The 18,376-nt window shown below is 34.7% G+C and carries 17 protein-coding genes; 4 read left to right on the forward strand and 13 right to left on the reverse strand.

Going from position 1 to position 18,376, the window contains the following annotated elements; genetic code table 11:
* Positions 1-4: 4 nt before the first annotated feature.
* From AMQ68_RS13525 to AMQ68_RS13540, 4 genes are all read left to right on the forward strand, one after another.
* Positions 5-4,798 (forward strand): hypothetical protein, encoded by a 4,794-nt coding sequence (locus AMQ68_RS13525; RefSeq protein ID WP_054511175.1) that lies wholly within the window; start codon positions 5-7, stop codon positions 4,796-4,798.
* Between the two features lie 134 nt (positions 4,799-4,932).
* Positions 4,933-5,403 carry an Lrp/AsnC family transcriptional regulator gene (locus AMQ68_RS13530; protein ID WP_054511176.1) on the forward strand — a complete coding sequence of 157 codons (471 nt, stop codon included), beginning with the start codon at positions 4,933-4,935 and terminating at the stop codon, positions 5,401-5,403.
* 69 nt (positions 5,404-5,472) lie between these two features.
* Positions 5,473-5,850 (forward strand): hypothetical protein, encoded by a 378-nt coding sequence (locus AMQ68_RS13535; RefSeq protein ID WP_054511177.1) that lies wholly within the window; start codon positions 5,473-5,475, stop codon positions 5,848-5,850.
* A 114-nt stretch (positions 5,851-5,964) separates the two neighbouring features.
* Positions 5,965-6,498: a hypothetical protein gene (locus AMQ68_RS13540; protein WP_054511178.1), complete on the forward strand. Its 534-nt coding sequence runs from the start codon at positions 5,965-5,967 to the stop codon at positions 6,496-6,498.
* Positions 6,499-6,501: 3 nt separating this feature from the next.
* Here the strand turns inward: AMQ68_RS13540 and AMQ68_RS13545 are convergent, their stop codons facing one another.
* The 13 genes from AMQ68_RS13545 to AMQ68_RS13605 form a co-directional block, all read right to left on the reverse strand.
* Positions 6,502-7,071 carry a GNAT family N-acetyltransferase gene (locus tag AMQ68_RS13545; protein WP_054511179.1) on the reverse strand — a complete coding sequence of 190 codons (570 nt, stop codon included), beginning with the start codon at positions 7,069-7,071 and terminating at the stop codon, positions 6,502-6,504.
* Between the two features lie 77 nt (positions 7,072-7,148).
* Positions 7,149-8,096, reverse strand: coding sequence for a transketolase family protein (locus tag AMQ68_RS13550; RefSeq protein WP_054511180.1), 948 nt, complete (start codon positions 8,094-8,096; stop codon positions 7,149-7,151).
* A 93-nt stretch (positions 8,097-8,189) separates the two neighbouring features.
* The gene (locus tag AMQ68_RS13555) at positions 8,190-9,041 is read right to left on the reverse strand and encodes a transketolase (RefSeq protein ID WP_054511181.1); all 852 of its coding nucleotides are present in this window, start codon (positions 9,039-9,041) and stop codon (positions 8,190-8,192) included.
* Between the two features lie 109 nt (positions 9,042-9,150).
* On the reverse strand, positions 9,151-9,669 hold the full coding sequence (locus tag AMQ68_RS13560; RefSeq protein ID WP_054511182.1) for a hypothetical protein: 519 nt from the start codon (positions 9,667-9,669) through the stop codon (positions 9,151-9,153).
* Positions 9,670-9,834: 165 nt separating this feature from the next.
* Complete coding sequence (locus tag AMQ68_RS13565; RefSeq protein WP_054511183.1) at positions 9,835-11,349, reverse strand: sodium:solute symporter; 1,515 nt, start codon at positions 11,347-11,349, stop codon at positions 9,835-9,837.
* Positions 11,350-11,439: 90 nt separating this feature from the next.
* Complete coding sequence (locus AMQ68_RS13570; protein ID WP_054511184.1) at positions 11,440-11,802, reverse strand: hypothetical protein; 363 nt, start codon at positions 11,800-11,802, stop codon at positions 11,440-11,442.
* Positions 11,803-11,978: 176 nt separating this feature from the next.
* Positions 11,979-12,266: a GNAT family N-acetyltransferase gene (locus AMQ68_RS13575; protein WP_185113401.1), complete on the reverse strand. Its 288-nt coding sequence runs from the start codon at positions 12,264-12,266 to the stop codon at positions 11,979-11,981.
* A gap of 1 nt (position 12,267) precedes the next feature.
* Positions 12,268-12,663, reverse strand: coding sequence for an OsmC family protein (locus tag AMQ68_RS13580; protein ID WP_054511185.1), 396 nt, complete (start codon positions 12,661-12,663; stop codon positions 12,268-12,270).
* A 48-nt stretch (positions 12,664-12,711) separates the two neighbouring features.
* Entirely contained in the window at positions 12,712-13,245 is a 534-nt protein-coding gene (locus tag AMQ68_RS13585; RefSeq protein ID WP_054511186.1) for an NADPH-dependent FMN reductase, read from the reverse strand.
* Positions 13,246-13,267: 22 nt separating this feature from the next.
* Positions 13,268-14,170, reverse strand: a complete 903-nt coding sequence (locus tag AMQ68_RS13590; protein WP_054511187.1) for a pirin family protein — start codon at positions 14,168-14,170, stop codon at positions 13,268-13,270.
* A 406-nt stretch (positions 14,171-14,576) separates the two neighbouring features.
* Positions 14,577-15,452, reverse strand: coding sequence for a pirin family protein (locus AMQ68_RS13595; RefSeq protein ID WP_054511188.1), 876 nt, complete (start codon positions 15,450-15,452; stop codon positions 14,577-14,579).
* Positions 15,453-15,853: 401 nt separating this feature from the next.
* The gene (locus AMQ68_RS13600; RefSeq protein WP_054511189.1) at positions 15,854-17,257 is read right to left on the reverse strand and encodes an MFS transporter; all 1,404 of its coding nucleotides are present in this window, start codon (positions 17,255-17,257) and stop codon (positions 15,854-15,856) included.
* Between the two features lie 137 nt (positions 17,258-17,394).
* Positions 17,395-18,207: a hypothetical protein gene (locus tag AMQ68_RS13605; protein ID WP_054511190.1), complete on the reverse strand. Its 813-nt coding sequence runs from the start codon at positions 18,205-18,207 to the stop codon at positions 17,395-17,397.
* Between the last annotated feature and the right edge of the window lie 169 nt (positions 18,208-18,376).

Consider the following 18,376-nt stretch of genomic DNA (forward strand, 5'->3'; position numbering starts at 1 on the left):
AATAATGGCAAAGTTAGAGAATAATAACGAGAATGAGAACAAAAAATCAGTAGCTGGAAACTTAAGTGATCAGGTACAAAAAACTGTTGAGGGGGTAGAAGGAGTCGTAAAAGAAACCGTTAAAGAAGCCTCTGAACTGGCTTCAGATGCCATCCATCATCCTATTGAAACTGCCGGAGAATTTGGGAAACAAGCGGTAAAAGATGTTACCAGTTATACTTGGTGGGCAAAGCTTTTGCTGATTCTTTTCTGGTTTGTGCTGGGGCTCATTACATTGGTTGTTGTTATCATTAATCTTCCTGCTACTAAACAATGGGCTGCTGATCAGGCTTTACAGATCGTTAATCAGGATTTTAAGGCAGATATGACGACCGAAAGCGTCAACGTTAACTTCTTTGGTAACGTCGTGATAAAAGGCTTGAAAGTTAAAGATTATAAAGGCCTGGAATTTATTAAAGTAAAAGAATTTACGGCCAACTCAGACTGGTTTTCTTTGGTCACGAATATTGGGAAACACAATTCTTTAAGCTTTAATTCTTTAACGCTGAAAAACGCTGATGTAAAAGTCATTACTTATAAAGGAGACAGTATTTCAAATTTTATCCGCTTCACTCAACTGTTTGACAGCGGTAAAAAAAGAGATTCTAGCAAACCTCCTTTTCAACTCAATTCCAGATTACAAATTATTGATTCTAAAGTTTCAATCATTAATCAAAACTCGCCTGGCGAACCCGGAAAATGGTTAACAGCTACAAAATTCAATTTAAAAGCTCCCAATGTTAAGGTAAACGGTGGGAATATTTCTGCTTTAATTAATAATATGTCCTTCATCACAACACGATGGGGGAAATCTCATTTGGTAGATACTTTTTCTACAGAACTTTCGATGACAGAAGATTTTCTTTCTCTTAAAGATTTGACGCTGAATACAGATCACACGCTTTTACAGGGAAATATTAAATTTAATCTTCACAAAGGATCTTGGGCAGACTTTACGAATAAGGTGCGTTGGGATATGAATCTTGAACAGGGAAGCCAGCTGAGTGGATACGATATTAGTTATTTTGTGACCAATTGGGATAATTATAAACCATTCAATGTGTCCGGGAAAATGACGGGTCCGTTGAATAAATTTCACCTTGAAAATTTCCTGATCAGAAATCCTGATGTGAATATTGCGACTCAAACAATGAGAGTTGAGAATATCCTGAAAGGTAATTTTTTAATTGAAACCACTAATCTATCCACAGACTTTACCTATAAAGATCTGAAAGCAATGATGCCTTCATTTATTGCGACAAAAATGAAGCATTTCGCGGATGATTTCGGGAAATTGAAATATAATGGAGCCGCAAGAGTGACTCCTGAGCAAGTATATGTATCTGCAGGAAATTTAATGACAGGAATTGGGCAGGCAAAAATTACCAAGTTTTCTCTTACAGGATATAGCACGCCTGTTCCAAAATATTCCGGGTATGCTGAAGTTAACGACTTAAATACTTCGGTTATTACAAAGAGCAAATCGGTTGGATTGATTTCCGGAAAATTTGATATTGATGGTCAGAGTTTCGATGTAAATACCATGCGTTTGACCACGAAATCTCAGATTTCTAAAATCGAGATCATGAATAAAGAAATTAACAATCTTTATTTGGATGGTTTGCTGGATCACAGAAAATATAACGGATTGATTACCATTGATGATGAACAGGCAAAAGCAACGATAAAAGGATTAATAGACTTTAGTACTCCAAAAATATCCATGAACGTGGATGCTGATGTGGATCATTTAAACATGAACTATTTTACCGATAAGCCGGGAAGTCAGATCGTGAGTGGAAAAGTGATTGGCAAGATGGCCATGACCTCTATTAATGATCTGAATCTTGATGTGGAAGCTAATGATATAAATTTTGCGACAGCCACTCAGAAATATGTTGTTCCGAATGCTAAAATAAAAACGTTCTTAGAAGGCGGAGGTCGCGTCATTGATGTTGATGCACCGGGAGCGGTAAACGGGAAGATTTCCGGAAGATACAATCTAGCAGATTTGGTAGGAATGGTAGAAAACGGGATCGGAAGAATATTAGTAGGTCCACCGCCAAGAAAATTATACAGAGGCCAGAACTTTGCCATGAATTTTGATGTGCAGCAAGGCTTGGTAAGCTATTTTATGCCTGATCTTAAACTTCCTAAAGGAGCTATTGTTGATGGAAAATATGATGGAGATTCAAATAATTTGATTTTAAATCTTGATACCGCTTCATTGCAGTATATCATGACCAAAAAAGTGGAAATAACGGAAGCAGATAAAGCTTTAGCCGAAGCAAATCCTGCCTATAAGATTAATGATAGAGATAATATGACCAGAGACAGTGCGATGGTCGACAGTGTCATGGTAAGAATCAATACGGCTAATCTTGATGAGCAGATCTATGCTAAAATAAGTAAGGTTGTATACAATAAAAATATTTTAAGGGATATTACTTTAAGTGGCAGAAATGAAAACAATACGATTCTTCATCTAGCAACAAAATTCAAGCACGGAAGTCCGGAGGATGATCTGAATGAGCAATTGAAAGAATATGCGATCAATGTGAATCAATCTACCAATGCTACAGGAGATTTTGTATTTAAATTTGAACCTACAGAAGTTAAATTAGGGAATGTTACCTGGGCAATAGATACCAGTCCGGAGCTTGATCATTCCATTACCTATCGCAAAGCAACAGCTGATTTTGATATAAGAAATTTAAAGGTATATTCTGATAAAAGCACCTTGTTTATTAAGGAAGCTCAGTTTAAATCTGCCAAAGATTTCTATGTAGATGCAGATATCACCGATTTCTCTATTGAGAAACTCTTGGAAATGCAATCTGGTGGTAATTCTATGGATATTAAAGGTCTTGCGAACGGAAGTGTTAAGATCAAAATGGATAAAAGTACGCTTCAGCCTTTGGTAGATCTTACCGTTGATGATATCATGATGAATGGTAATGATATGGGGGATCTTACGATTTCTGCAACGAATGGTTTCTCATTGAATGTATATGATGTAGATATAAAAGTAACTTCAGCAGGAGTGCTTGGCGGTAATAATTTGGATCTTACAGGAACGGTTAATAATAATACATCATCACCTACCATCGATCTAACAGCGCAAATGCGTGAGTTTGATGTTTCTTTTGCGCAGCAATTTGTACAATCAGTTTTTGGAAATATAAGAGGAAAAGCAACCGGAGATGTTAAAATTAATGGAAAGCTCAATAACCTTGATTATAGCGGTGATATTGCCATGAAAAATTTTGGTTTAAAGCTTTTATTCACAGGTGTAGATTATTCATTTGACGATACGGTGATACCTTTATCTAAAGGATTGGCGGTTCTTAACAATATAAGTGTGCATGACGGGAGATCAAATTCCCAAGGAACAATTTCCGGAGCAATTCAGTTTGAAACGCTTTCTTCAATGGGGGTCAACCTTATCATGAGAGCAGATAATTTATTGATGCTGAATACTACTCAAAAAGATTATGATCTGTTCTGGGGAAGAATTTACGGACAGGGAGATTTATATGTTGACGGACCAGTTTCCGGATTGAGTATTTCAACACCTAATATGAAAGCATTGAATGGAAGTACATTTACATTCAATTCCAGTTCTACATCCAATGTTGAAGAATTTAAAATGTTGAGATTCCTGAAAGAAGGAAAAGACGGATTGATCACGCTGGAAGAAAAGAAAAAAACAGGAGCCAATATGAATATTGACTTTGATCTGGATGTTGATAAAGGAACTACGGTAAATGTATTGGTAGGAGATGATGTAGGAAATATTACCGTAAAAGGAATTGCTGATAATTTGAGGTTCCAGATGAGCAGACAGGGAAATATTGGGATGAGTGGTACTTATAAAGTAGATAACGGTACTTTTGTTTCTAAAGCCATCCTGAATAAGACCTTCCAGATTGATAAAGGAAGTAGCATTCGTTGGGATGGTGACGCGATGAAACCTGCGTTGGATATCAAAGCTAATTACGTAAGAATGGTTTCCAATGCAGGTGAATATCTGAATATGGGAAGTCTTCAGCCGATCAGTATTTTACTACAGGCAAATATCACACAATCTCTTACAGATCCTAAGATTGATCTTAATGTTTCAGCATTGGATGTTTCAAGTCAGGTAAAGGAAACTTTAGCGGCGAAAATGAGTCAGGAAGGTGAAAAAGTATTGCAGTTTGGTTCTATTCTATTGTTAAATAGTTTCAACGTTTCTAATACGGGTGGAGTAGATGTAGATGTTGCAGGGGTTGCAGAATCTTCCGGATACAACTTGCTATTAAAACAATTAGGATCAGTTCTTAACACAATGAGTAACGAATTCCAGATTGACCTTAATTATGTGAAAGGAGATCAGAGTTCCAATACAGGAGACCGAGCCAATGCAGGGGTAAGCTTTGCGCTTTCGCCTAGAATCAATGTGAAAACAGGGCTTGGGATTCCTTTAACAAAAACGGAAAGTACTGAGGCTAACTATCTTTCGGGAGAAGGATCTATAGAATATGATGTTTCTAAGAAGAATGACGGAAGCTTAATTTTAAGAGGATATTCTAAACCGAGTAACATCGGAATGGGCCTAGGGGCAGGGACTAACGGTTCTGCTAATCAAGCTTATGGAGGGGGTATCGTATGGAGTAAAAGTTTCAATTCTTTGTTTAAAAAGAAGAAAAAAGACAAAAAACAGTCAGAAGTCAAAACAGAAATAAAAACAGATTCTGTAAAAACAGGGGGTAAATAATCAGAATGTTTTAATGATTTTTATCATACGTGTTAATTATTGTTAATATTTGATATAATTTTCATGGTTAAATTATTTTTTCTAAATTTGCAAAGAATACATAGAATTTTTAAGGAAATTGTAATTTAACTAATATGAACTATCAACTGGACGAAATAGACAAGAAGATTCTTGACTTCTTAGTAGAAAACACTAGAATGCCCTTTACGGAAATTGCTAAGCAAATGGACGTTTCTGCGGGTACAATTCACGTAAGAGTGAAAAAAATGGAGGATGCAGGTATTATTTTGGGATCATCCCTTAATATCGATTATGGTAAGTTAGATTATCATTTTACAGCTTTTATCGGAATTCTTTTAACAAAATCAAACCGTACTCAAGAGGTATTGAAAGAGTTAACAACTATTCCTAACGTAATCGAAGCTAGCGTTATTTCTGGAAAATACAATATTTTCTGTAAAGTAAGAGCTAAGAATACGGAAGATGCTAAAAGAATCATCTATCAGATTGATGACATCCAGGATGTTATGAGAACTGAAAGTATGATCTCTATGGAGGAATTCTTAAGTGATAAAAATAGATTGATCAACGCTATTTCTATTTAATCAATTTTTAAAACGAATAACTATAAAAGAACTTATGAAATCTCTCATAAGTTCTTTATTTTTGTACCTATGGAAGAATACAGTTACTTTGACGAGGATCCGAAGAAAGGATGGGGCTTTATTGCAGCATTTGCTTCTTTGATGTTGTTTACGATAATGGGGTTGGGGATAGATGTAGATGAATACCTGCAGCATGAGTTTCTTAACATCCCAAGATGGTATTTTTATATTATTTTCTCGCTGGATGCACTGATGATGATCAGTTTGGTGTTGATGTTCTTTTATAAGAAAATCGGGATCTATATATTTCCTGTAATGCTGATTCTGCACTTCTTTATGCACAACTATTATTTATCAACATTCTTATACACAGACGTTACCAATTTATTCCTTTTTACAGGATTTGGAATGCTGGCAATTATCCCGAAGTGGAAGTTTTTTAAGTAATCTCAATCTCTTTTTTTAATTAAAGATTATACGCCATTTGAACTCATTGAGAAATCTTTGCATTAAAAAGGCATGAGTATTAAAAGCTGATATTCAATAAAAAATAACCGACTTGTGGAAAATCTTCAACATTTAAATATTGAATTAAAAAAATACCTGGAACAAATAAGTTCACAGCTTATTCTTGATATAACTGAGCTTATTGAGGGAAAGAATGTAAATTATCTCAACAATAAAGCGAAAGCGGACGGTAAAGCATTGTATTTTGAATATCAGTATGATTATTTAGACATCATATGTTGGTCGGTTGATCAAGAAGGTGAAAGAATTACGGAAACAAGTAAGTTGTCTTCAAAAAAGGTTGAAAACGAAGAATGGAATGCTTTAATTCCAAAACAGATTTGGGAAGCTGCTGTAGATTTTGAAGACACCTATGAAGATGATGATTTTGATGATATTCTGGACGAATATAATACTGAGAAATACGAGTTGTTTGAAAATTGGTTTTTAGAATGTTGGAAAAAAGCAGTAGCACAAATTAAATTAGAAATGGATGCCTATTTTTCTATCCACGATACCTATTTTAAAACAGATTTACATTCCATGGAGACTATAAATGCAGATGAAATAAACGTACGTTATCAATAGATTTTAGGCCTTAGTCAAAAAATAAAGCGGATAATCCAGCTCAACAGTTTGATGAAAAATTACAAAATCATTTTTGGTGTAAAAAGTTCTGTTTTCCGGAGTGGTTGTTTCTACATAAATGAGTTTATCATTGTATATTTCTAATGATTCTTTTAGCAACTGGGTTCCTATTCCGTTTCCTTGTTCTTCAGGAATTACTGCCATTAACCATAAATGAGCAAAGTTTTCTTTTGGATGAAAATTCTTTAACAGTTTTTCTCTTTTTAAGACCTTGAAAGTATTTTCTATACCAATACAAGTGAACAATAATTTGATTTCAAGAATAAGCCTTTTAAAGCTGAATTTTGCATGGTCAAGATATAGGACACATCCTTTGTTGTCGTTGCTTAGAAATACATTTCCATATAAAATGGAGAGATCAAACTGATATTCCATTAAAGCCTTCAGTCTTTTAGATCTGTTGCCTGAACTTTTAATAACAAAATTGATGGAGTTGGGAATCAACACATCAATAAAAGCACGATGTAATATATCTACTGCTAGGGCTCTATCTTGATGAGTTGCTTTTTTCATGCTGTATTTAAAATGTAAATAAACAAAAAAAGCATCCAAAATTGAATGCTTTTCTGATCTTCTTAAAAAAGATAATCTTATTTCTCTAAAATTCTCTTCACAGCTTCTATCACCGCTGCAGAATCAATTTTATATTTTTTCATTAATTCAGCAGGCGTTGCAGATTCTCCAAAAGTATCATTTACTGCTACGAATTCCTGTCTTGTAGGTCTTTTTCTTGCTAACATTCCCGCAATAGATTCACCTAAACCACCAATATAGTTGTGCTCTTCAGCCGTAACAATTTTTCCTGTTTTTTCAACAGACTTTAAGATGATCTCTTCGTCCAAAGGTTTAATGGTGTGGATGTTGATCACCTCACAAGAAATACCTTCTTTTTCAAGCTCGTCTGCCGCTACAAGAGATTCCCAAACTAAGTGTCCTGTTGCAACAATTGTTACATCAGTTCCTTCCTGAAGCATAATTCCTTTTCCGATTTCGAAAGGCATATCTTCCGGAATGAAAACTGGAACTACAGGTCTTCCGAATCTTAGGTAAACCGGTCCTTCAAAATCAGCGATTGCTAAAGTTGCCGCTTTAGTTTGATTATAATCACAAGTGTTGATTACCGTCATTCCCGGAAGCATTTTCATCATCCCGATGTCTTCCAACACCTGGTGAGTAGCGCCATCTTCACCCAAAGTAAGACCTGCGTGAGAAGCACATATTTTTACATTTTTATCAGAATAAGCTACTGACTGACGGATCTGGTCATACACTCTTGAAGTAGAGAAATTAGCGAAAGTTCCTGTGAAAGGAATTTTTCCTGTAATACTAAGACCTGCAGCAATACCTATCATGTTCGCTTCAGCAATACCTATCTGAAAGAATCTTTCTGGTGCTTTTTCAATGAATTTCTCCATTTTCAAAGAACCGATAAGGTCTGCGCAAAGTGCTACTACATTAGGGTTTGTGTCAGCAAGTTCAGCTAATCCAGCTCCAAATCCTGAACGGGTATCTTTTTTTTCTGTATATGTATATTTCATGAGGATTTCTATTTTTTATAGCATCATGTAACCTTACGGTTTCATTTTGTTCTAATTATTAATTAAAGATTACTTATTACCAATTACTTATAATTAATAGTCACTTGGAGCTTCTAAGTATAATTCTTTCATTGCTGTAGCCAACTGCTCATCATTAGGAGCTTTTCCGTGCCAAGCGTGAGATCCCATCATGAAATCTACACCAGCACCCATCTCCGTATGAAGAAGAATAACAACTGGTTTTCCTTTTCCTGTTTCAGTTTTTGCTCTCTCAAGGATTGCAGTTACTGCTTCAAGATCATTCCCTTTTTTCTCTTCCAAAACAATCCATCCGAAAGCCTCTAGTTTTGCATGAAGATTTCCTAATGAAAGTACGTGTTCTGTACTTCCGTCGATTTGTTGTCCGTTATAATCAATAGTAGAAATAATGTTATCCACTTTTTTAGCAGAAGCATACATCAAAGCTTCCCAGTTTTGACCCTCCTGCAATTCTCCATCTCCATGTAAAGTATATACCAAAGAGCTATCGCCGTCTAATTTTTTACCTTGAGCTACTCCTAAAGCTACAGAAAGTCCCTGACCAAGAGATCCGGAAGCGATACGAATTCCAGGAAGACCCTCATGAGTAGTTGGGTGTCCTTGCAATCTTGAATCTAATTTTCTGAAAGTACTCAGTTCTTCAACAGGGAAAAATCCGAATCTTGCCAAAGTAGAATAGAATACCGGGGAAATGTGCCCGTTTGAAAGATAAAAATGATCTTCATTTTTTCCTTCCATTGTGAAAGGAAGGTTATAGTTCATTACCTTACCGTAAAGCGCTGTGAAAAACTCTGTACAACCTAAACTTCCGCCCGGGTGACCTGAATTTACAGCATGAACCATTCTTAAAATGTCTCTTCTGATTTGTGTAGTAAGAGACTTCAACTCTTCGATACTTTTACTCATTATTTCTGATTTATTTGCACGCAAATTTACAATTTTTTACTGGCTTACGGAAATGCAAAAATCCAGGTTTTTGGCCCGGATTTTAATTTTTTTATAGAAACAGATAGATTTAACCGCCTGCATTAACGGATACTGAAATTTCTGTTACCACATTATTTACAAATTTAAAAGATAAATTGGTTCCTGCAGTTTCATCATTCAGAACAAAATATCCCGTATTCTGAGGGCTTCTTTTACCGTCTTCGTCCCAACTGGGGCTAACGCTGAAACTGGAATGATTTCTGAAAGCATTGATTAAATCATCTCTTGTGCTTCCAACTCCGATTCCGCTTTTTGTTTTAAATTTTTTGCTTGTTGTTGACATTCCTAAAACGCTGACAACATCTTTTTTGGTGTCGATCATATAGGTTGAATAAAAATCGATTGACAATATTTCTCCACCATATTTGATTGCATTTTTAGCAGTTCCGTCAATGACCTTCATTTTTGTTCCTGAAGTTTTCTCAACTTCGGCTTGTTCCATAGAGATCTTATAAGGCCCCATTCTTAAAGTGGAAACTTCAAAATCCTGAGCCGAAATAAAGCTACAAGCCAATACAAATACGTATAGTTGAATGATTTTTTTCATGGTAAATAGTTTTTTGATAATGGATATTTAAATTTTTATTTTGACCACAAAGTCACAAAATACAAGTACATTAATTATTTAATAATGAACTGAAAATAAAGCTTAAATAACTTTTGTGGTTAATTTTTAAGTTATTTTAAACATGCTTAATAATAAATTTAAAGCTTATCGTTTTAAAAGATCAGGTTTCTTTCTGATTAGCCATAAACCAAAGAAAGTTAATAACCCATTAATGATCAATAGCTCTAATCCGATTTTGAAATCTCCGAAAAGAGTAGCCTGATATTTATCGATAAAATAAGAGATAATAGGGGCTGCAATACAAACGTACGGAACCAGTTTATCTTCAACTTTATATTTCGTGAAAATACCAAAAGCAAAAAGTCCTAATAGTGGTCCGTAAGTGAATCCTGCCAATTTAAGAATTAAGCCAATCATAGAATTATCATTAATAATTTTAAAGATAACCACCATCACTAAGAAAGAAGAAGCAACGAGCAAGTGAACGTTTTTTCTGAATTTTTCCTTCTTTTTAGTGTCCCAAGGTTTGTCTTTCATTCCAACAATATCAATACAGATTGATGAGGTAAGCGCTGTCATCGCACCGTCGGCACTAGGAAATAAAGCCGAAATTAAAGCAATAATAAATATAATTGATATAAAGCCCGGCATATGATTTAACGCTACTTCAGGGAAAATTTTATCTCCAAAAATATCTTTCCCATTCAATAAAAATTCTTTTTTAGGAATTCCGTCTTTAATAATTTCTGTGATGTGACCGCCTTCGCTTTGTCCGAAAAGATATAAAAGTCCACCCATATAAAGAAATAGGGAAATTACGCCCAATAAGATGAAACCAAGCGTTACCATATTCTTCTGAGAATCTTTCAGCTTCGTTACAGAAAGACTTTTCTGCATCATTTCCTGATCAATTCCTGTCATGGTAATGGTAATAAATGCTCCGGCAAGAATTTGTTTGATAAAAAATCCTGGAGAATTGATATCGAATTCAAATACCTTAGTATAGCCTTTGTCGCTCATGGCAGTTAAACTTTGTCCCACACTTAGATCTAGATGATTCAACATATAAACCGTACAGATAATTAATCCTAAAAGCATACAAGAAGTCTGTAAAGTATCGGTCCAGACAATGGTTTTTACACCTCCTTCGTAAGTGTAAAGGATAATCATAATTAATATAATTAAGGTCGTTACAATAAAAGGAACGCCCAAACTATCTAAAATAGTGATTTGAAGAATATTCACAACCAAATATAATCTCGCGGTAGCTCCTACCAATCTTGAAACAATAAAGATCCACGCTCCGGATTTATAGGACAGTTGCCCCATTCTTTGCTGGAGATAGCCATAAATAGAGGTTAATTTTAACCGATAATATAAAGGAAGTAAGACGTAGGCCACCACAATATACCCAATAAGATATCCTAAAGTGATCTGTAAATAAGAAAAGCTGTCTTTCCCCACTGCACCAGGAACGCTCACGAAAGTAACCCCGGAAAGTGAAGTTCCGATCATCCCAAATGCAACGAGCATCCAATTACTTTTACGGTTTCCAATGAAGAAACTTTCATTATCACTTCCTTTTCCAGTTTTATAAGCTACCCAAAGTAGCAGTGCGAAATAGGCGATAATGATAACCAGTAATAGATACGGCGACATATTTGTAAATTTTTAAATTTCACAAATATAGTTTTTTTAAAGAAATTTTTTAAAAGCAATTTCGTTTTAGAAATTACAGAGGGCGAAAGATCAAACTAATCGGCAGGGAAGTTCTAAATCTTCGTTAAGATGATAGCTTGCACACATTCTGTGATACCCGTCTGCAATGATAAGTTTGTTATTTCCACGAACGAGTAAAATAGGGGAGATCTTTATTTCTTTTTTTATTTTCTGTAGATCTTCCTGAACGTATTTGTTTTCGCGTGGCAATAAAGGCAGCTCACTTGCCCGAAAGACATCCTTGCATTTTTTATAAATGGTTGTAGCTTCTGTTAATTTTTTAATGATTCCGGCAGTTTTTTGTTCATCATAAATGAGTTCTAAATAATCTTTTGCTGCTGGATAATCGTGTTTTTCGGGATTCTTTTTAAAAATACTGCTTGTTTTTTTCATTGCAATTTGTTTAAGTGTTTATTGAGTGAATAGATTATAATATCAATCTAAAAGGATAACTGGTTTTGAAAGAGTAATTTAACGATTTTATTGCAGATTATAGATGTTATATTCATAAAAAAACCTTTCAGAGTTGAGTTCTGAAAGGTTGATGTATTTTCTGTGTCTAGCTGAAATTAATTAACTAAAACATCCTGAAGTTCTTCACTTTTTTGGAAACTTGCTTTTGCAAACGGACAAAGTGGAATGATTTTCTTTCCGTTTTTTCTGGCGAAACCTACTGCTGCCAAAAGCATTTCTTTACCAACACCCTTTCCGTTGTTTTCTTCCTTTACCTCGGTATGATCGATGATGAATCTTTCTTCACCTGCCCAAGTGTACGTCATTTTTCCTGCTGAGATTCCGTCTATGAAAGCCTCAAAACTTCCGTGTTTTTCGTCGTTGTTTTGCTTTACTTCTATCATATTATGAATATTTGGTTTGAATTTCTATATCGTTTGTTAATAATTTATGCACCGGGCACGCATCTGCGATGGTGTGTAGCCTTTTTAGCTGCTCTTCATCAATAGTCCCTTCAAAACTGATATTTCTTGTAAAGACCGCCCTTTTAGTTAATGGGTAATTTTCTAGTTCTACCTCTACGTGTATTTCTTCAACAGCCCATTCTTTTCTGTCGATATACATTTTTAATGTAGCTGCAGTACAGCTTGCCAATGAGGTTGCTAAGATTTCAAAAGGATTAAACCCTTTATTCTGTCCGCCTTTATCTATTGGTTCGTCTGTGATCAGTTGATTTTCACCAGCCGTAACTTCTGTATAATATTTTTCTTTTCCTAAGATTGCTTTTACAGTTACTCCCATTTTTATCTGTTGAATTTTAACTTAGTTATAAAAATAGATTAAATTATTTTATTTCTTTGCCTGAATTTTAAAATTTTCTATTTTATCTTTTAATTCTTTAAGCATTTCAGGATTGATGATACCACTTTCCAAATCGAAGTTTTCATAAAACTTAGACAAAGAAAATGTGTCTTTTACATCTGCTGCAAATTGAGGAAAGAAAGTCTTGGCCGTGTTCATTACATTGCCGCCGCCATAACCTCCGGGAGAAGTGCTCATCAAAAGCATGGGCTTATTTTGAAAAACTTTAACGTTAATTCTTGATGCCCAATCGAAAACATTTTTAAAAGCAGCACTGTAAGATCTGTTATGCTCTGCAAGAGAACAAATAATGACATCGCATTCTTCTATTTGTTTTAAAAAGTTGTGCGCTTCATCGGGGAAACCTTTCTTTTCGAGATCGACAGAAAAAGTGGGCATCGTGAAATCATTAAGATCAATTAAATTAATTTCTTCATCCTGAAAATCTTTCAAAACAAATTTTACCAACTCTCTGTTAATTGAAGTGGAAGAGGTACTTCCTGCAAATGCTAATATTTTCATCGTTTATTTTTTATTGTTTTTCCTAAGGTTTTCTATTTAAAATAGCTTTAGGAAGTGGAACATATTCGTGTTCGTCACCGGGAACTAAAGGGAAAGCATCATGATTTTGGTCGTTCCAATTTACTTTTGCTTCATCAATGACTTCTTTGTTTGAATTTACGAAATTCCAGAATATAAAGCGTTCTTCATTGAAAGGCTCGCCTCCGAAAAGATAAACCGTTCCGTTTTCACTCATTTCGAATTCGCAAAGTTTGGTATCTTTTGCAATCATTAACTGCTTAGAGCCATAAGAATTTCCATCTGTAGTTACCGTTCCATCCAAAACATACATCGCTGCTTCACCGTAAAGATCTTTTCCGATGCTTATTTTTTGAGCAGTTTTCGTTTTAATTTCAATGAAAAATAATTTGCTGTGAACAGGAACCGGAGATGTTTTTCCAAAAGCTTCTCCTGCAATCAATTTATATTGAATATCACCTTCTTCCCACAGAGGAATTTGATCGGCTTCAATATGATGGAAAGTGGGTTCACTTTGCTCTAAATGTTTAGGAAGACCTACCCAAATCTGAAATCCGTGAAGTTTTTTATCGGTATGTCTTAAATATTCAGGGGTTCTTTCTGAGTGTACAACGCCTTTTCCGGCAGTCATCCAGTTTACAGCGCCTGGTTTTATTTCAAGAGCGCTTCCGATGCTGTCTCTGTGGAAAATTGATCCTTCCAAAAGATACGTTAATGTTGAAAGTCCAATATGCGGATGAGGCGGAACATCAAGATTTTGATAATCTTTTAATTCAGAAGGTCCCATATGATCGATAAAAACAAAGGGTCCAACTGCTCTTTTTTCACGGAAAGGCAATAATCTTCCCACTAAAAAATTTCCTATATCTGCTGATTTTTCTTCAATGATAAGTCCGATGTTTGACATGGCTAGAATATTTTTTTCAATTTTGTTTACGCTAATGTAATTAATATTTTCAACGCTTATGATACTTTAATGAAAATTAAAGTTGATTGAATTTTTATGTTTTAATTGTTGGATAAACGCAAAGGCGCAAAGAATTTTTTTTATTTTTTAAGGCGCAAGAAAATCATAGATTTTCAATTTCTAATTTCTTTACTTTTCATCAAACTTGTCATTCCGGAGGAATCTCGACACTGCTTTATTTGCGAGATTAAGATTCTTACGAAATGACAAATAGATGGTACTTTTATACCCAATCAATTTTATCGAAGATAAAATCTTTGCGTCTTAAAATAATGAGTTTTCAATTAACATTGCGTCTTCGCGTTTGCCCAACGACTCAATAGTAAAGTTAAGAAATAATTGAAAATTAATCCGCCAAATACCCAAATCTTCCCAAGTTATAATCCTCAAAAGCCTGCATGATTTCTTCTTTTGAATTCATTACAAAAGGCCCGTGTGGATAAATAGGCTCGTTTAAAGGCATTCCGCTGATGATTAATACAATTGAATCTTCAGACGCTTCTATCGTAAAAGTCTCTCCTTCGTTTTGGAATAATACCAAATGATCTGATGGTGCTTTTTGTTCACCGTTTACGATAATATTTCCTTCTACAACCAACGCTGCAGTATTGAAGTGAGCAGGGAAATTGAACTCTGCTTTTCCTCCTGATTTTAATTTTGCATTCATCACATGAACCGGACTGTACGTAAAGGCAGGACCTTTATGTCCGTTATATTCTCCGGCAATGATTTCAATAAATCCGTTATTACCAAGATCTACTTTTTCCATATCGGAATTTTTGATTGCCTGATATTTGGGGTAGCTCATTTTATATACTGAGGGAAGGTTTACCCAAAGCTGAACCATTTGGAAAATCCCTCCGGTTTTTGCCCATTCCGTTTCATGATACTCTTTGTGAAGAACTCCTTTTGCGGCAGTCATCCACTGTACATCGCCTTCACCAATAATTCCTCCGCCTCCTGCGCTGTCGTGATGTTCAACTCTACCTTGATAAGCTATCGTTACGGTTTCAAAGCCTCTGTGAGGATGTACGCCAACTCCTCTTGGAGTTTCTGTTCCGTTAAAATGAAATTTTGAGTTGTAATCGAGCAAAATAAAAGGATCCATTCTTTTCATATCCAATCCTTGTACACCCGGAATAAAATTATGCACCCTAAAACCGTCACCCACGAAATGTGCAGGTTTTGGAGATATTACTATTTCTACTTTTTTAGTTGCCATAATACTGTTGATTTTATACAGGCAAAATTATTAAAGTTAAAAATCAGATGCATTGACCTGTGATAAGTAGTGCATTTGTTGTGATGAAAAATGGTGAAAATGAGAGGTTGAAATTTTTTTTAGTGCTTCACCAAACCTAACAGGTTTCCAAAACCTGTTAGGGTTATTGGGTGGAAAGATCCGAGTCTAGATTCCTGCGGGATGACAAACTTTGTGCTTATCCGAAATAGCAAATATTGGGCAAATACCCCTAGCCCCGATTGACTCAGTTTTTATATTTATAATTATTGAATCGTCGAAACTCATTTCTCGTTTTACAGAGGAAATCCTTTTTTTGAAAAAAAAGATTGCAACGAAAGCGGGAAACAGCTCCAAAAAATATAAACTATATATAATTGATTTTAATCTTCCTTCGATTTCATGTTCTTTCCATCAGAAACATGTAGTCTTCTGAAAACAAATCCTGAGATAATGGTTAAAATTCCCACAGTAAGAAATGTGTATCGAAATGCATTATGAATTTCTCCTTCAATGAGATCTGTATTTTCAAATAATTTCAACACAATTAAACCAAAGGCGATCCCAAAACCAATAGCAAGTTGTTGATTGACGGATATTAAAGAGTTTCCGCTGCTTGTCTGGAAGTTTCGAAGATCTGCAATAGAAATGGTATTCATTGAAGTGAATTGAATCGAATTAAAGAATCCTAATACCGCAATAATCGGGACAAACCAATATAAAGAAGTGTGAATATCCGGAATGGCTAATAGACAAATTAAAGTTCCGATGATAAAAGTGTTGATCATCAATGTTTTTCTATAGCCGAAAGTATCTAAAATTTTAATGACATAAGATTTTCCAAACATAGCGGTTAATGCCATTGGTGCGATGATCCAACCGGAAGTTACAGCCGATTGTTTGTACGCAATCTGAATCATTAAAGGTAATAATAGTGGAATGGCACTGATTCCTAATCGTGTTGCCAGGTTTCCTACAACGCCCACCCGAAATGTTCTTACCTGAAAAAGGTCTAACGGGAAAATAGGATTGCCCCCTCTTTTTGCATGTTTGTAGTAATAATATAAGAAAAGAAAGCCTAAAATAAAGACCACTAAAACGGGAGTTGTATTTTGAAGGTCTCCAAAAAGTTCTAATGAAATTGAAAGTAGGAGTGAGGCTGCTGCAAAGATCAGGAAGCCTTTTAAATCGAAATCTACGTCTTCGGATTTATAATTGGGCATGTATTTTACCCCTAACACAATTCCTATGACTCCAAACGGTATATTAATTAAAAAAATCCAGTGCCACGAAAGATAATCTACCAGATAACCCCCAACCAAAGGTCCTAAAACAGGTCCAATTAATGCAGGAATAATGGCGAAGTTCATTGCTTTTAATAATTCGCTTTTATCGAATGTTTTTATTAAAGCCAATTTACCCACAGGCGTCATTAAACTTCCTCCAACGCCTTGTAATACTCGTGAGATCACCAGTTGGGTAAGGTTTTGTGAAATAGCACAAAAGAATGAACCCAGACTGAAAAGTATCAGCGAAACAATAAAAACCTTTTTCGTTCCAAAGCGATCTGCTAAAAATCCGCTTGCCGGCATGAAAACCGCCAATGTAAGAACGTAACTGATGATTGCGTTCTGCATATTAAGAGGAGATTCCTGAAGGTCTTTTGCAATGGAAGGCAAAGAGGTATTTAAAATGGTAGAATCCAGCATCTGCATGAAAATGGCAGTGGCAAGAATCAGTGGTAAGACTTTTTTTACTTGTGTTTGTGACGAACTTATATCAGACATTTGTGAGGCTAGAATTTTAATTTTCTAGTGAATTTATTGGGTTAAAAGAATACCGCATTATCTGCAGCTTTTTCTTTAGATAAAGAAATTCATATAAAATTAAAAAAGTCTTGCGATATTTCACAAGACTTTTTGATTTATTTTCTAGGCTTTTCTACTCCTTTCCATTCTTCACCGGCTTTTCTGTACTGGCTCAACTCGTAAGTTTTGAAATCTTTTGTTTTATATTCAATATTATCAGTATTCTGCTCAAAAGGCATGATGTAATAAAAATCTACATCTGTTTTATCTGTTTTTGTTCCTTTTTTAACGGTAGGTACGTATTTAGAGAACTTGTAAGAAGGAAGATATTGTTTCAATCTTGCATAGAAAGCTTTATTTTCTTTTTCCTGAGGAATGATATCTACAATATCGAAATCATCTTTCTTCTTGTTGATCCAAAGGTAATACGTCTTCTCTTCCTGCGTTTTCTTGTTTAAAGAGTTGAATGCGAATAATTCTTTTGGTACCAATTCTTTAATCTTTTCAGGATCTACTTTAGTGAAGTATTCTCCTTGAGAAGGATCACAATAAGTCTCCAGGTTTAGCATTAAGACATTGTTGTTCTCAAAATTTTTATTTTTAAAATATTGATTTAAAGATAATTCTGCTGTTGCTCTTAATTCTTTACCTCTATCATCTAGTTTTTTAGTTGGATTCTGAGGGTTTACTTTTTTCACAAACTCATACAGAACCTTAGGTTTTACATCTTTAAGGTGAGGGTATGTTTTTAATTGTTCAGCTTTTGCCAACCAGTAAAATTGTTGATAATAGTCATCCTTTTCATTATCCTTTACGGTTTTGTACGTTAAAGCAAGTTTTTTTGAGTTAAGATATTTACCAAATTTACCTTGTCCGAAGGTAAAAGTTATAGATAATAAAGCAAAAAAGATAGTAAGGGTTCTTCTCATTTTTATAAAATTGATTTTTCGTTTTCCAAATATAATTATTTATTAGATAATATTTTTGATTGTCAGTTAATTTATATCAATTTATTATTGGTTATTCAAAAGAAAATCCTGTATCGCTACAGGATTGATAAATTTTATTGTTAGGTAATAGGATTTAGGGCTTAGGAAT

The organism is Chryseobacterium sp. ERMR1:04, from assembly GCF_001297705.1.
In the GTDB taxonomy this organism is placed as follows: domain Bacteria; phylum Bacteroidota; class Bacteroidia; order Flavobacteriales; family Weeksellaceae; genus Chryseobacterium.

Coding starts and splice junctions, on each gene's coding strand:
- AMQ68_RS13555 (WP_054511181.1), bottom strand. CDS start 9,041: ATGAGTAAAAGTATCGAAGAGTTGAAGTCTCTTACTACACAAATCAGA.
- AMQ68_RS13530 (WP_054511176.1), top strand. CDS start 4,933: ATGAACTATCAACTGGACGAAATAGACAAGAAGATTCTTGACTTCTTA.
- AMQ68_RS13595 (WP_054511188.1), bottom strand. CDS start 15,452: ATGGCAACTAAAAAAGTAGAAATAGTAATATCTCCAAAACCTGCACAT.
- AMQ68_RS13525 (WP_054511175.1), top strand. CDS start 5: ATGGCAAAGTTAGAGAATAATAACGAGAATGAGAACAAAAAATCAGTA.
- AMQ68_RS13565 (WP_054511183.1), bottom strand. CDS start 11,349: ATGTCGCCGTATCTATTACTGGTTATCATTATCGCCTATTTCGCACTG.
- AMQ68_RS13590 (WP_054511187.1), bottom strand. CDS start 14,170: ATGTCAAACATCGGACTTATCATTGAAGAAAAATCAGCAGATATAGGA.
- AMQ68_RS13570 (WP_054511184.1), bottom strand. CDS start 11,802: ATGAAAAAAACAAGCAGTATTTTTAAAAAGAATCCCGAAAAACACGAT.
- AMQ68_RS13580 (WP_054511185.1), bottom strand. CDS start 12,663: ATGGGAGTAACTGTAAAAGCAATCTTAGGAAAAGAAAAATATTATACA.
- AMQ68_RS13560 (WP_054511182.1), bottom strand. CDS start 9,669: ATGAAAAAAATCATTCAACTATACGTATTTGTATTGGCTTGTAGCTTT.
- AMQ68_RS13585 (WP_054511186.1), bottom strand. CDS start 13,245: ATGAAAATATTAGCATTTGCAGGAAGTACCTCTTCCACTTCAATTAAC.
- AMQ68_RS13545 (WP_054511179.1), bottom strand. CDS start 7,071: ATGAAAAAAGCAACTCATCAAGATAGAGCCCTAGCAGTAGATATATTA.
- AMQ68_RS13550 (WP_054511180.1), bottom strand. CDS start 8,096: ATGAAATATACATATACAGAAAAAAAAGATACCCGTTCAGGATTTGGA.
- AMQ68_RS13605 (WP_054511190.1), bottom strand. CDS start 18,207: ATGAGAAGAACCCTTACTATCTTTTTTGCTTTATTATCTATAACTTTT.
- AMQ68_RS13575 (WP_185113401.1), bottom strand. CDS start 12,266: ATGATAGAAGTAAAGCAAAACAACGACGAAAAACACGGAAGTTTTGAG.
- AMQ68_RS13535 (WP_054511177.1), top strand. CDS start 5,473: ATGGAAGAATACAGTTACTTTGACGAGGATCCGAAGAAAGGATGGGGC.
- AMQ68_RS13600 (WP_054511189.1), bottom strand. CDS start 17,257: ATGTCTGATATAAGTTCGTCACAAACACAAGTAAAAAAAGTCTTACCA.